10 protein-coding genes and 1 pseudogene are annotated in these 14,872 nt (G+C 42.0%); all 11 read left to right on the top strand.

Annotated features, from left to right (window positions below; genetic code table 11):
• Positions 1-107 precede the first annotated feature (107 nt).
• The 11 genes and pseudogenes from IPP77_14325 to IPP77_14275 all read left to right on the top strand — a co-directional run bounded on the left by IPP77_14325 (position 108) and on the right by IPP77_14275 (position 14,832).
• On the top strand, positions 108-485 hold the full coding sequence (locus IPP77_14325) for an FdtA/QdtA family cupin domain-containing protein (protein ID MBL0310797.1): 378 nt from the start codon (positions 108-110) through the stop codon (positions 483-485).
• Positions 482-1,561: a DegT/DnrJ/EryC1/StrS family aminotransferase gene (locus tag IPP77_14320; protein ID MBL0310796.1), complete on the top strand. Its 1,080-nt coding sequence runs from the start codon at positions 482-484 to the stop codon at positions 1,559-1,561. The genes IPP77_14325 and IPP77_14320 overlap by 4 nt, the downstream gene beginning before the upstream one ends.
• Positions 1,562-2,494 (top strand): annotated as a pseudogene (locus IPP77_14315) (glycosyltransferase family 2 protein).
• Positions 2,494-3,246, top strand: coding sequence for a class I SAM-dependent methyltransferase (locus IPP77_14310; GenBank protein ID MBL0310795.1), 753 nt, complete (start codon positions 2,494-2,496; stop codon positions 3,244-3,246). The pseudogene IPP77_14315 and the gene IPP77_14310 overlap by 1 nt, the downstream one beginning before the upstream one ends.
• 9 nt (positions 3,247-3,255) lie before the next feature.
• A complete protein-coding gene (locus IPP77_14305) occupies positions 3,256-5,025 on the top strand; it encodes a tetratricopeptide repeat protein (protein ID MBL0310794.1) in 1,770 nt (589 codons plus the stop codon).
• A 106-nt stretch (positions 5,026-5,131) separates the two neighbouring features.
• Positions 5,132-6,109 carry an MCE family protein gene (locus IPP77_14300; protein MBL0310793.1) on the top strand — a complete coding sequence of 326 codons (978 nt, stop codon included), beginning with the start codon at positions 5,132-5,134 and terminating at the stop codon, positions 6,107-6,109.
• 30 nt (positions 6,110-6,139) lie between these two features.
• Complete coding sequence (locus IPP77_14295; protein ID MBL0310792.1) at positions 6,140-7,696, top strand: hypothetical protein; 1,557 nt, start codon at positions 6,140-6,142, stop codon at positions 7,694-7,696.
• Between the two features lie 207 nt (positions 7,697-7,903).
• Positions 7,904-8,632 carry a hypothetical protein gene (locus tag IPP77_14290; protein ID MBL0310791.1) on the top strand — a complete coding sequence of 243 codons (729 nt, stop codon included), beginning with the start codon at positions 7,904-7,906 and terminating at the stop codon, positions 8,630-8,632.
• A gap of 1,166 nt (positions 8,633-9,798) precedes the next feature.
• Positions 9,799-10,140: a hypothetical protein gene (locus IPP77_14285; protein MBL0310790.1), complete on the top strand. Its 342-nt coding sequence runs from the start codon at positions 9,799-9,801 to the stop codon at positions 10,138-10,140.
• Positions 10,119-11,357 carry a hypothetical protein gene (locus IPP77_14280; GenBank protein MBL0310789.1) on the top strand — a complete coding sequence of 413 codons (1,239 nt, stop codon included), beginning with the start codon at positions 10,119-10,121 and terminating at the stop codon, positions 11,355-11,357. The genes IPP77_14285 and IPP77_14280 overlap by 22 nt, the downstream gene beginning before the upstream one ends.
• Positions 11,248-14,832, top strand: a complete 3,585-nt coding sequence (locus IPP77_14275) for a gliding motility-associated C-terminal domain-containing protein (GenBank protein ID MBL0310788.1) — start codon at positions 11,248-11,250, stop codon at positions 14,830-14,832. Before IPP77_14280 ends, IPP77_14275 begins: the two co-directional genes overlap by 110 nt.
• The last annotated feature ends 40 nt before the right edge of the window (positions 14,833-14,872 follow it).

Here is a 14,872-nt window from a genome sequence, read left to right as displayed (position 1 = left end):
AACTCATGAAAGGCTAAGGCTTTTCAAGTGGTGAATTCAGTTTTAGGGTCATCGCCCTCGTTGCTGTTTTAGTTTTTAACCTGATTCTTTGTTTTACCCATAAGTACATGGCAAATCTTTTGACCTTAAGAACATTTTCAGATACCAGAGGTAATCTAAGCGTGTTAGAGGATCACGAAATCCCATTTCCGATTAAGAGACTGTTTTATATCTACGGAGTAGATGAATCGAAAAGGGGAGGACATAGACATAAAACCACCCATCAAGCGCTGATCTGCCTGACGGGGAGTTGTCGGGTAAGGGTAAATAATGGGCAAGAGGGGCAGCATTATCATTTGAATACGCCTAAGAACTGTCTGATACTGGAGCCAAAAGATTGGCACGACCTTTATGACTTTGCCCCGAATACTATTCTGCTATCCTGCGCATCAGAGTATTTCAATCAAGATGATTACATTTTTGAAGAGTATAACCAAGCCAGATGATCCCATTCCTTGATTTGCAGAAAATGAATGAATTGCATTTCACGGAGTTGCAAAATGCATTAATTAATGTATTGCGCTCAGGGCGATATATATTGGGAGAGCAAGGCAAAATCTTTGAAACGGAGTTTGCAAAGTATTGTGGGGTGAATAATTGTATCAGCGTAGCTAACGGCACCGATGCATTATTTCTGGCAATCAAGGCATTTGATTTCACACAGAACTCCGAAATTATTCTGGCATCCAACAGCTATATATCAGCAGCTTTGGCAGTTTGCTATAACGGACTTAAACCGGTGTTGGTAGATCCTAAAATGGATACATATAACATTGATTACGAAAAAATTGAAGCAAGCGTTACAGAGAATACCAGAGCTATATTGGTTACCCACCTTTATGGGCGGGTGTGCGAAATGGATAAGATAGCTTCCGTCGCAAAGAGATATAACCTGCGAATAATAGAAGATTGTGCACAGGCTCATGGAGCATCATATCAGGGAGTTAAAGCCGGTAATTGGGGGGATATTGCAGCGTTTAGTTTTTATCCTACTAAAAATCTGGGAGCAGTAGGTGATGGAGGAGCGGTGTTAACTAATGATTCCTCGTTGGCAACTACGATTCGAGAAATGCGTAATTATGGTTTTGAGAAAAAAAATCATTCCATTCGGAAAGGATATAACAGTCGGTTGGATGAATTGCAGGCCGCTATACTTCGGGTAAAGCTAAATTATCTGGATTCGGAAAACGAAAGGCGGAGGGAAATAGCTCGATATTATTTGAGGAACATTAGGCAGCCAAAAATCGTATTGCCACAATTTGATGAGTCAAGTGTTTGGCACCTTTTTGTTATTCGAACGCCTGATCGAAATCAGTTGATAAACTTCTTGCAAACACATGGTATTGAAACCCAAGTCCATTATCCGATTCCTTTTTATAAACAAAAAGCATTTATAGAATGGAATGATTGGAAAATGCCTATTGCGGATAAAATTCATTCGGAGGTATTGAGCATACCACTAAATCCAACCTTGACCGAAGCGGAGTTGAACCATATTGTTGAAACGATAAATCAATATTGAATGAAACTTTCAGTAATTATTCCGGTGTTTAATGCGCAAGCTACAATTGCAGAATTGGTAGAACAGGTGTTTGTTGATTTAAAGGGAATTGATTTTGAGATAATTCTGATTAATGATGGAAGTCAGGATAAAACCGAGGCTATATGCGATGAAATTGCCGCTCAAAGAGATCGGATAAAGTTTATCTCTCTTAGACGAAACTTTGGCGAGCATAATGCGGTCATGTGCGGGTTGAATTTTGTAGGAGGCGAGTATGCGGTAATCATAGATGACGATTTTCAAAATCCACCTTCCGAGATTCTTAAATTATTAAACGCAATTGAAGAGGGATGGGATGTGGTATATTCAAAATATCATGTCAAAAATCATCATCTGGTTCGCAATATTCTGAGCGCTATAAACAACTCGGTCACGAACTTTTTGATGGACAAACCATCTGATCTTTACCTATCAAGTTTTAAGATTATTAGAAAGTAGGTAGTCGAGGAAATAATCAAATACAAAGGGCCGTTTCCGTATATTGATGGATTGATAATTCGCAGCACCAACAATATATGCAGTGTTTATGTGGATCATGCCAAAAGATTAAATGGCAAATCAAATTATACGGCAGCAAAGTTACTTTCTCTTTATCTGAACATGTTTGTCAACTTTTCTATAAAGCCCCTGAGGGTATTTACCATTTCAGGTATTTTTATTTTCATCGTGGGCGTTATCATGGCGGCCCTCTTTGTTTTATCTAAAGTCGTTTATCAAGAGCCACCGGGCTGGACATCTACGGTAGTTATCACTCTAATCTTTAGTGGATTCCAAATTATCTTCTTGGGGCTAATTGGAGAATATCAAGGTAAACAATACTTAGACCAGAACAATACCCCGCAATGGGTGGTTAAGAAACGAAGTTTCAATCATAAAAACCCAAAGGATTCATAATGGTTGAAGAAGAATACTATAAAATGGCGCTGGGGGAGGGGAATCATTGGTGGTACAGGTCTTTGCATCAATTGGTACTTCGCTCTATCGGAAAGTATTTTACAGAAAAAGACATCTCTATTTTGGATGCTGGATGTGGCACCTGCGGGCTGATTACTTTTTTGAAAGCGAATGGATATGAGAACATTTCGGGGTTTGATTCTTCCAAGACAGCAGTTCAAATCTGCCAAAGCAAAGGTATCCAAGTTCGTCAGGGAGATTTGCAACGAATTTCGTCCCATTTCAAAAGTCAGGAAGCAGATATAATTATCAGCAACGATGTACTCTATTTTTTTGATGAACAAGAGCAAAGAAAGATTACTGATGACATTCATGAAGTATTGAAGTCTGGGGGACTATTGATCTGTAATATGCCGTCCATCAGTGCTTTTCGTGGGATGCATGATGTGCGGGTAGGAATTAAAAAAAGGTTCCAGAAGAAGGACTTATGGACCGCATTTGACCAAAATAAATATGAGTTGGTACAAGAAACCTATTGGCCGTTCTTTCTATCTCCCTTTATCTGGACTAAAAGAATCAGCCAAAGGGTCAGGATGAGATTTAACATGCCAGTAAAGATGGAATCGGATATAAAACCCGAATATGGGTTACTCAACTCAGCTTTGTATTTGACAACCAAATTGGAGAATAATTTATTCAGCCGAAAGCCCTTTGGCAGTTCCCTGTTTTTAGTATTTAAAAAGAAGATTTAAGATAAACAAATGGCAAAAACTAACAGAAAGGATCGAACAAAGAAAAAGCAGTCTCAGACAAAGGACTCAGGAGGAGAAAACTTTCAATGGAGAAATGCAATTATTCTGACCGCTATTGCAATTTATATATTGGTGTTATTCTCTCCGGCAATCAAATATGATTTTACCAATTGGGATGACCCAGATTATATTATCAGCAATGAACTGATCAGAGATTTCTCTCTTGAAGGAATGGCAAAGATATTTACTACGCCGGTTATTGGAATGTACAATCCTCTCCCTTTTGCCGTCTATTCTTTCGTGTATCATTTCTGGGAACTGAATCCTCAAGCCTATCATTTGTTAAGTATCATTTTGCACATTCTGGCTACCATCATGCTTTATAAATTTATCTTTCGGCTAACAGGAAGATATGAAGTCGCCACTATAGTAGCCATACTCTTCGCTATACACCCCATGCACGTTTCGGTGGTCACTTGGGCTTGCCAGATAAAGACTTCTCTATTTCTAATCTTTTTCTTTTATGGACAGTCCCTTTATCTGGACTATATACATAATAACTATCGAATTAAATTTCTGGTCTATGCGGCCTTACTTTTCATCTTAGCCTGTCTTTCAAAACCATCCGCAGTTACTTTTGCCCCCATATTGTTTCTTGTAGATTATTACCTGTCAAGAAAAATTGATAAGAGACTGTTCCTAGAGAAAATACCATTCTTCCTAATCGCATTAGGCTTTGGAATTTTAACTCTAATGACTCACAGCGACGAGGGGGACTCTATATTTGAAGTGGGACAAAACTATTCACTGTTCGATAACTTTTTAGTCTCTAATTATTCCATTGTGTTTTACTTTGAAAAGTTTATATATCCCCGTGAGCTTAGTACCATATATGGCTACCCAGATAGTTCGACCACATTACCCCTCAAATATTTCCTCGCTATTCCGGTTATCCCGTTGATTATTTGGGGAGTTTATCGCGCTGGGAAGTTTAGAAAGGAACTCATTTTTGGCACTCTGTTTTTTATCATCGCGATTTCTGTATTGTTACGGATTGTCCCCTCCGGATTTTTTGGAACTGCCAACCGCTATACCTATTTATCCTATACTGGTTTGTTTTTTATTATGGGCCAATTTTATGTTTATGTCAAAGATGATAAGTTCTCCTATGCAGGTAAGATTAAAAACTATGTCATCGGCGCTATGCTAGCTTTTATAGTCTTTTGTACCTGGCGAACTACCATTAGAATTAAGGTATGGGAAAACAGCATCACTCTTTTTAATGATGTCATTGACAAGCAACCTAATGTTGCAGTGGCTTACAATCAAAGAGCTATTGCCAAAAACAGCATCGGTGACAATGTTGGTGCATTGGAGGATCTGACAAAGGCGATTGAACTAGATCCAAAATATGCCGCAGCTTACAACAATAGGGGCTCCTTAAGAGATTTGCTAAAAAACTATGAGCCAGCTTTAGAAGACTTCAACAAAGCAATCGAGATAGAACCCGATTATTTCGACGCATACAGTAACAGAGGCGCCGCCAAATTTCATTTGGATAGAATTGCCGATGCCTTGGCAGATTATGATTCATCTATCCAGATCAATGATGGCCGGGGACTCACTTTTTTTAACCGAGCGGTGGCTAAGATTAGCTTAGCAGACACTCTGGGAGCCGTTGCGGACTGGAGGAGAGCTATTGAGTTAGGAGTAGATCAAGCCCGTCAGTACTTGATTCTTTATGATAAGAAACAGGATATGGAGGTAGATGAGATGTGATTAAGAAAGATTCGATATGACTGCTGCTTTGATATTCAGAACACGTCACTCGCTTCATTCTCTTTGATTTCAATCTCAAAAACATATTTTTGACAAAATTTATTCTGTGTCGAATCCTGCTAAGGTTGGTATCTTTTCTGTAATCGCTATTACGATTTTTATTCTGGGCTTTTATTTTCTCAAAGGCATTGACATTTTCACCAATGAAAATGTTTACTACGCTGTTTACGACCGTGTTGATGGGCTATACAAATCAAACTTGGTAGAAGTAAACGGTTTCCCGATTGGGCGTGTAGGCAAAATGTCGCGCAACCATGATGATGGGAAAATAGTAGTCGAACTGGTAATCGAAAAGGGTATTAAAGTACCTAAAAGTGACAGCACCCTAGCTAATTTGATTTCTACGGACTTTCTGGGTAGTAAAAAGGTTTCCCTTTCCTTCGGAAATTCAAAGGAGTATTTGAAAGACGGCGATACAATAAATACCTTGTTTAAGAGAGATCTGACCGAACAACTCGGTTCACAGATTGACCCCATCATGATGGATGTCAGAAAAATAATTCCTCAATTAGACACTAGCATTATCGGCATCAAATATCTTTTCGACAAAAGAAACCCTGATGGTATTTATACCACCCTCGGCGGAATTAACGATGCACTTGATAAAATCAACAGCATTTTGGCCGACAATCAGGAGAACCTGAAACTAACCATCAAAAATCTGCAAAGTATCAGCGGCAATATCGAAAAGAGCAACGAGGCTATTACAACCATTCTTCATAACGCTAGGAGTATCACCGACTCGCTGAAGCAGGCAAACCTCAAGCAAACGGTCAACAACCTCAATGCTACCGTGATGGAACTGAACGGTGTGATTCAGGGTATTAAAGACGGAAAAGGTACCATAGGCAAATTGGTGAAGGAAGATGAACTTTATACCAAACTCGACACTACTGTAGGTAACCTCAACGTCCTCTTAAAAGATGTCAAGGAGCGCCCATATCGCTATATCAATGTAAGTGTATTTGGTGCCAAAAAGCACGAAACCCGCATGGAGAAGAGATACAACGAGTCCGGGAAATAAGCTCTGCTCAATTTTCCGAACTTTGTTTTTGTGATTGCATCAATTCCTTTGCTCCGTATAATTATCCAAAATCAAAAACCGGTTTATGCTTACCTGCTTCTTTTGGCAGGATTCTTGTTGCCTGTATTTTCGTTTTCTCAAAAGAGCGATGAAAAAAAGGAAGTAGAAATACTGAACGCCGATGAGTTGCGCTTTCAGGAAAGTGGAGGAAAGAAGATTACTAAGCTGGTAGGTAATGTAAGGCTCAAGCAGGATGAAATCCTGATGTGGTGCGACAGCGCTCATCTCGACAAAGAAACCAACTCCGTAGATGCTTGGGGGCATATCCATATTCAACAAGATACCGTAAATGCTTTCTCCAATACTTTACATCACGATGGCAACCGAAAGTTTTCTTCGCTTCAGGGTAATGCCCAACTAAGCGACGGAAACATGAAACTATTTACTAACCAACTGTTTTATGATGTAAAGAACCGCCTCAGCTATTATGTAGACAGCGGCCGGGTGCTCAAAGACTCAACGGTCATCACCAGCAAGCGTGGGTATTATTATTCCAATACTAACGAAGTGTTTTTCAAAGGAGATGTAGTCATCAAAGATCCTGATTATACCTTATACTCCGACACGCTGAAATATCACACCGGCACCAAAGTATCTACCTTTCTCGGCCACACAGAAATCATCAATGCCGAAAGCCGGATTGTATGCTCCAGCGGCTGGTACGACAGCGAGCACAATATTTCTGCTTTTGGAAAGAACACCACGGTTTATAACCCACCCCAACAATTGAATGCGGATAGTATTTTCTACGAACGGGCCATCGGTTTTAGTAAGGTGATTGGCCCCTTTCAATGGATTGATTCCTCGATGGGAGTGGAGATTCTCGGGCACTATGGAGAATATTCGGATCGGCGACAATACATCATGGCCACTCAAAAACCTTTGATGATTTATAAAATGGAAAAGGATTCTTTGTTGCTTACCGGCGATACCCTCAAGTCCATGACAAAATCTGAAACTGATACCGTGCGCAATTTTTTTGCCTACCGAAATGTGCAACTGTTTATGAAAGATATGCAGGGTGTTTGCGATTCGCTCTTCTATTCTTTTGAAGATTCCATCTTCCGCATGTATCAACAGCCGGTGATATGGAGCGACCAAACCCAGATGAGCGGAGACACCATTTACTTCTACACGAAAAATCGAAAGGCCGATCACTTCAGCATCTATCGGTCGGGGTTTATTATTTCTCCTACCGGGAAAAAATATTACGACCAGATAAAAGGAACCAACATCTTCGGCTATTTTGAAGACAATGAAATGCGACGTTTAGATGTGGAAGGGAACAGCGAAAGCCTTTATTTCGGAAAAGACGAAAAGGATAAATTCATCGGAGCGAACAAGGCACAGTCCAACACCATCAGTCTTCACTTTGAAAACAAAAAGATCAAGAAGATTGTATTCATCAAAAAACCGGAAGCCGTTTTCACACCGATGAAGATGCTCACCAAAGAGCAAATGCAATTGAAAGATTTTAAATGGCAGATAGATCGCAAACCCAAGAGCAGAGAAGCACTGCTGGAATAGGCTTTAATAATTGAAGGATAGACAGATGTATTAAAAGCAGCCATCTGGACTGTTGGTCAATCTGTAAATCAGTCAATCTCTCCTTCCCGTTCTACTCTTGCCACTTGTATTCCCCAAGCCCCGCAATGATTCGTACAAATTGTGCGCAGATTAGCTTGACAAAGTATCCTTGGCTCTATATCTTGTTAGTATCTAACATACCTCATTATGATGAACAAGAAAATAGAACTTCCGCTACGCACCATAGATCTTAGCTATAACGAGCTAAAACCTTTTCACCCTTTTGAAGAAGAAATGCTGGAGCGCTACACCGCCCTGCACAATTTTGTGAAGGATTTGTATGGCGAATACGAATCAGTTCAAAATAAATATGAACAACACAGCGAACATATTGACCGGTCGCTGTCGCAATACACCCGCTTGCATGTGCAACTCGCCATCCTCGAAAAAAATGCCGCACAAACTATAAACCGTGTGGTTGTGAACCGTCCATCTATTGAAATGATTGCGGCCGACGCTCGCAACTTTTTTAGTGTTATGCACCGTTTCAATGAGGAAATGCAGCAACTGGCAGATGAAAGTGAAAAAATGTATTTGGTCTTCACCCCGTTGAATACAAAAGATGAATTATTTTCTGAACTGTTTGACGAGTACAAAGAGTTCCGTGACAGATTTGCACAAAAAAGTGAAACCTGTTCACTCGATTCAGATCAGTATGATCAGGATGAACAGGCATTTTTTGACAGCATCGGCAATATGGCCGATAAACAAGAAGAATTTATAGAAACCTGCAACCAGGTGATAGATCGCTACAACCAGTTAATTGAACAAACCGAAATACTTTATCAGCGTTGGGAAGATTATAGCAAATCCGTTGAGCTAATCAAACTGATGTACGCGATGCCCAATGACATGAGCAAGGTTTGTATGAATTAAACTCCACCGACCTCTTCTTGGACCATATCCAATTCATCTCTCAGTTGACTTTCAATCGTCAGATAATTCAACTATATATGGACTGATGGGAATTTTAAAATTGGTTTCTGATAAATAAGAAAGAGTTGTTTAATTGAGGTAGGCAAAACTTACAGGGCGGACAGGTTTGCTTGTTACCGTCTTTGTGTTTGCTTCCTCTGCTTTTTCCATTTTACCCCAATCTCTGCCAAATTGTCCTCTTCCTTTTCCGTTTTTGACCGACTTATTTCTATTCGGTACCCATCTCCAGCTATTCGGTACCTGTTAGTAAGAGACAGGTCCCTGTTAGCCGCTATTCGGTACCTGTTAGTAAGAGACAGGTCCCTGTTCGTAGCTATTCGGTACCTGTTAGCAAGAGATAGGTCCCTGTTCGTAGCTATTCGGTCCCTGTTAGCAAGAGACAGGTCCCTGTTAGTTGCTACTCGGTCCCTGTTAGCTAAAGACGGATGCCTGTTAACTGCTATTCGGTACCTGTTAGCTAAAGATCGGTCCCTGTTCGTAGCTATTCGGTACCTGTTAGCTTGAGATAGGTGCCTGTTTGCTCAAAATGGGGATTATCTTAATATCAGAAGGTGTTTATTGGCCGAAAAACGAGGCCTTTTTAGAGTCTGTGCTCCTAAATGTCTCCAAACATTGTTTCTGACTAGGTCTTTCATTACTTACAGGTCGTAACAAACGGATTTGGCAAATTGATATTCTAAGCCGATCAAAATTGGTGATACATGGCTATTAATTACTGTTTTATTGTGACTTTTAAGGCAACACCCAATGCCTCATTAAATATCTCCCATCTAGAAAGGTGGTGATCTTTGGGTTGATTTCTTTGAAGAAGTAGTTGCATGTGGCATTGTCCGGAATCTGTTTTTCTCTGAACATTTTCTTTCCCCTATAGATAAAGTAGATAGTTAAACAAAATAGGCCACAGATAGAGCTGAGGAAACTGAAGGAGTTTTATATCAACAGCAAACTAACCGGTCAGGGTCGTTGGCGTTTTGTTTCATTTAATCGCTTGCCTAGATTTATTAGGAGGATTAAATTTTACTGGAAGGATTCTTTATCAATAATTAACCACTTTCTTCAAAATATCTATTTTAGCCATCGAATTTTCTGTATCCATCCTCATTCTTATGAAAGGACTTTCCACTCTATTTAAAGGGTTATTAGCACTTGTTGCTTGTTGTTTTCTTACCGCTCCACTGATGGCCACCCATATCATGGGTTCGGATATTTCCTATCGGTGCTTGGGTGGAAATCAATATCAGATTGTCGTGACGCTTTATCGCGATTGCAGCGGTGTGGCAGTAACAAATACAATACCGGTAGATGTCCTTTCTTCTTGTGGCAATTCTTCGGTTACGTTGACATTGGATCAAAATCAAAGCGGACAGGAGGTGTCTCAACTTTGCCCAACCTATCTATCTACCTGCCGAGGCGGCTCTTATCCGGGGTGCAGCGCTATACGTATGTAGGCACGGTGACTGTTCAGGCGAATTGCAATACCTATACCTTTCGATACGGCGATTGTTGTCGCAATACTTCTACTAATTTATTTGATAACAATCCACCCAGCCTCTATTTCGGCGTAGCAGCTACCCTGAATACAAGTAATGTGGTGTGTAATAGTGCGCCGATATTCACTTCCTTACCTGTGCCTTATTTCTGTGTGAACCAACCGGTGAATTATTCGCACGGTTCGGTAGATACGGATGGTGATTCATTGGTTTACTCTTTAATTACCCCTCAAAATGATAATGGTGCTAACCTGAGCTATCAGGGCGGGTATAATGTGAACAGCCCATTACCCACCGCCTCGGGTTTTGGATTTAATACCCAGACCGGACAGATGTCTTTCACGCCCACTGCACAAGGTGTTTATGTGGTGGATGTATTGGTGCAAGAATATCGCAACGGAGTGTTGATAGGAAGTACGATGCGCGATATTGAGATTATTGTGATCAACTGTAATAATAATGCACCACAGATTAATAGTTGTTTGAATAACGGCAACACGACCGGTGCAGTAGTGTTTGATTGTAATTCAATCGGGCTTTGTCCGGGAAACGAGGTGAGTTTCACTATTGGTGCCAAGGACCCCGATGGTCAGCCGTTGACGGTAAGTTCAAACGTAGCAGCCGCCATTCCGGGTGCAACGGTTACCTATGTTACTGCCGGCAGCCCCGACACGGTGAATATTACCTTCACTTGGTTGCCTATGCCTAACGATACCGGTTTCCGTTATTTTACGATTCAAGTGTTGGATAATGCCTGCCCCATTCCTGGTTTGCAGTTGATTACTTATACCATTTCAGTGTTGGATGAAACCTATGCCGGACCTGATAAATTTTATTGTACAACCGGCGATCCGGTAGAAGTATCAGCCATAGGCGGAAACCATTTTTCGTGGACACCGACTACGGGTATCGTTAATGCGAACAGTGATAGTTCCTCTATATTTATAGCTCCGGCTGCTACCACCAGTTATGTGGTAACGGGAAACCTAATTGGCGGATGTAAGAAGACCGATACAGTAGTAGTCTTTGTGGTTCCACCTTTCGACATCAGTATCACTTCGCCGGATGATACTATTTGTCTGGAACGCCAGCACTTCGTTGACAGCCGCAGGAGTTCCCCCAACCGGAGGACCCTTCACTTATTCGTGGTCGCCAGCATCGGGAGGTATTACTAACCCAACTTCGGCTACCACAGATGTACGCCCTACGGCTACGACCACCTATAGTGTTACGATGGTGTCGCAGGCGCAGTGTATGGTGACGGATAGTTTTCAGGTAGTGGTTCAGGGTATCGGTCCAAAATTGATTGTGTTTCCATCAGATAATTATGTATGCCCCGGAGCGTCGGTGGTATTGAATCCGATAGTAGGTTTGGTGAACTGTGGCGCGGTGAGCGATCCGCAGAATCCTTGTATGGCAAATAGTAAAGTGATTTCAAAAGATTTGGGAACAGCTACCACTTCTACGTCCACCAACACCACCCCCTACACCGGTCAGACGGATGGCAGATTTCAGTATTTGTATCAAGGATATGAATTGCAGTCGCTCGGTATGGGTGCAGGAGCTATTACAAGTCTTGGTTTCAATGTAGCCACAAAAAATAGTGTTCGCCCTTTCGGTAGTTTTACGATTAAATTGGCTTGCACGCCGTTGAAGTCGCTCGTTGCAGGCTCTTACGTTACAGCGTCTTTTGTTACGGTGCTTAATCCGATGACATATAGTACTACTGCCGGTTGGAACATTCACACTTTTGATACGCCATATAATTGGGATGGATTTTCAAACCTGCTAGTGGAGATTTGTTATGACACCAGTGTCAGCACCTCAGCCGATCCGGTGTTTTATAGTCAAAGCACGGAGTTGAACTCAGTTCGTTATGGAACAGCAACCCTTACTACCAGTTCGGGCTGCACCAATATCAACGCGCAGGGTACTGTTGGAAGAAATCGGCCAAACACTAGGTTTGGAATGTGTGTTTCGCCTATCAATCAGTTGAGCTATACTTGGACGGGTTCTGATGGAACAATTCTGCCAGATACTTCTAATCCTACCGCAGTGGTGAACTATAATGTTACCTATCATGTGAAAGTGAGCGACGGATTGTGTTCAGGGGATACGACCATTCAACTCTTTATAGATACAAGCCTAGCGATGACGGCGGGACCGGATACCGTTGTTTGTAACACGGATTCTATAGAATTGAGAGCAAGGTTTATTCATCCACCGGTGACTAGCTGCATCCCCGGCTATATAGTAACACCGATCCCATATTCGCCAATTACTCCACCTGGTAGCACTACTGCCGGACCGGTGGGTGATGATGTGGTCAGCCCGGTGAAGACTTTGCCTTTTTCGTTCAGCTTTTTCTGTAGCACCGTTACGCAGTATTATATTTCTACCAACGGTTTTATCACCTTCTCCTCTGGTCAGGGTGCAGGTTGTTGTTTGGGGCAATCCTTGCCGGCAGCGGCTTCACCGAATAATGTGATTGCTTTATGTTGGAGTGATATGAACACCAATCTAGGCGGAACGATTGACTATTTTACTACCGGCTCGGCACCAAACCGCGTGGTGGTGATTCGATGGAATAATGTACGCTTTGTTACCGGAATAGGGGCTTTGAGCGGCGAGATGCAGATATATGAAGGCACGAATGTGATTGAGATGCACATCTTCTCTCAGACATCTTCCGGTATGACGAATACACTGGGTGTGGAGAACACGACCGGTACAGTGGGAAATAGCCCTGTAGGATATAATGCATCTTCATGGACGACCTCTTCGCCTATTGCTTTTCGGTTCACTCCGCAAAGCACGGCTAACAGTTTGATTTCTTCTATTCTTTGGACTCCATCCTCCGGTTTGTCAGATCCAACGATTCTAAATCCAAAGGCTTTTCCAGGAACGCCCACCGAATATTCCTTTGTGGCCACTTTAAATAATGGCTGTGTGATGCGTGATACGATTAAAGTAAGCATTGGTGATTTCCCTTACACTATCGGTGTCTCTCCGGATTCTACCTGTCCCGGTGATACTTCTCAAATCATATTTAATGGTACAGGCGCTTCATTCCGCTGGATTCCAAGTGCTAATATTTCATCAGATACCGCTCAAAGTCCTTTCGTTTGGCCAACTACTTCTACTACTTACCGCTTAACAGCGTTTAGCCCTATTGGTTGTAGGGTGAATGATACGATTAGGATTAAAATTATTGAACGAGGTCCAGTAACTCTGGGGCGCGATACAAGTATTTGTCCCTATGACACGGTGCAACTAACCCCTAGTGGTTCGCCTTATTCATCCTATCAATGGTCCACGGGTGATACGGTACCTTCCATTAGTACAGCGCCACAGGTACCCAATGTAAAGGGCTATTGGGTGCGGGTGTTTGACGGCAAATGTTTTTATAATTCAGACACAGTGACTGTTTCTAAATATATACTGAGTCCTGCAATGGTCACACCGGCTGGTGATACTTCATTTTGTTTGGGCAGTTCTATTGAGCTAATCGGTAGCAGCGGCTTTGTCATATATAAATGGAATAATGGAGGCACTACTCAAAATATTAATGTGAGTACTTCTGGTGTTTATACTTACACCGCCACGGATAATCGGGGCTGTATAGTTAAAGCAATGGATACAGCAAGCGTAAGGGCGTTACCTGCACCGAGTCCTGAGATTACTGCAATGCCAAATGCAATATGTGTAGGGCAGGGCAGTTCCGTTCTCCGGGTTAATATAGAATCGGGAGCTACTTATACTTGGACTCCGGGAAATACACAAGCAGATTCTCTGGTGATTTCGACACCGGGTGATTATTCAGTGGCGGCTTCCAAGGATGGATGTACTTCACGAGATACGATTACGATTATTGCGAACAATCCACCGGTAGTAAATTTGGGTGATGACATAAATCTTTGTCATTGTGATACGGCAGTGACCTTAGCTTCCGGTGCTAACGGCACCTATCTGTGGTCAAACGATAGCACCGCTTCAAGCATTTCGGTTTCCAAGACAGGGAGCTACTCCTTGACCGTAACCGATCAATTCAACTGTACAGGCACCGATGCGATTGAAATTGGTATCCGTTGTTTGGTAGTAGATGCTGTGGTTTCTGACCCTGCTTCTGGAACAGTATTCTCTGGCCGCGATGCTACGTTGGATGTGGCTGCTACAAGTTATACCGGCACCTTTAACTATTCATGGAGCCCTTCTACTTATCTGGTAGACTCCACCGAAAAGTCACCTTATGTAAAGGCACCCCTTGTCACCACTACCTATACCGTGATGGTTTTAGATGAGGAATTTGGATGCGTAGCTTATGATACGGTGTTGCTCACCGTCATTCCGCCGGGCGTTCCGCCTATGCCTGATGCCTTTACGCCTAACGGAGATGGCATGAACGATACCTACGGGCCGGTTATTCCTAAGCATCTGGAAGAGGTATATACCATTGAGTCTATGAAAATCTATAATCGTTGGGGACAATTAATCTATGACGGCAACGGCTATTGGGATGGAACATTCAAAGGAGCGGAGCAGCCTGTAGGCACCTATATCTATTATATTAAGATGCTGGGACCCGACCAGAACAACTCTGGAATAAACATTCAGCATCATGATTCCGGCTCGTTCACACTTTTGCGCTAATCATTTGATAAAAATTATTTTCTTTGAACCCGATTAAATA

The organism is Bacteroidota bacterium (assembly GCA_016722375.1).
GTDB lineage: Bacteria > Bacteroidota > Bacteroidia > Chitinophagales > LD1 > Bog-950.
Note: the sequence above shows the minus strand (reverse complement) of the source record. Positions and strands in the feature narration are given on the sequence as shown.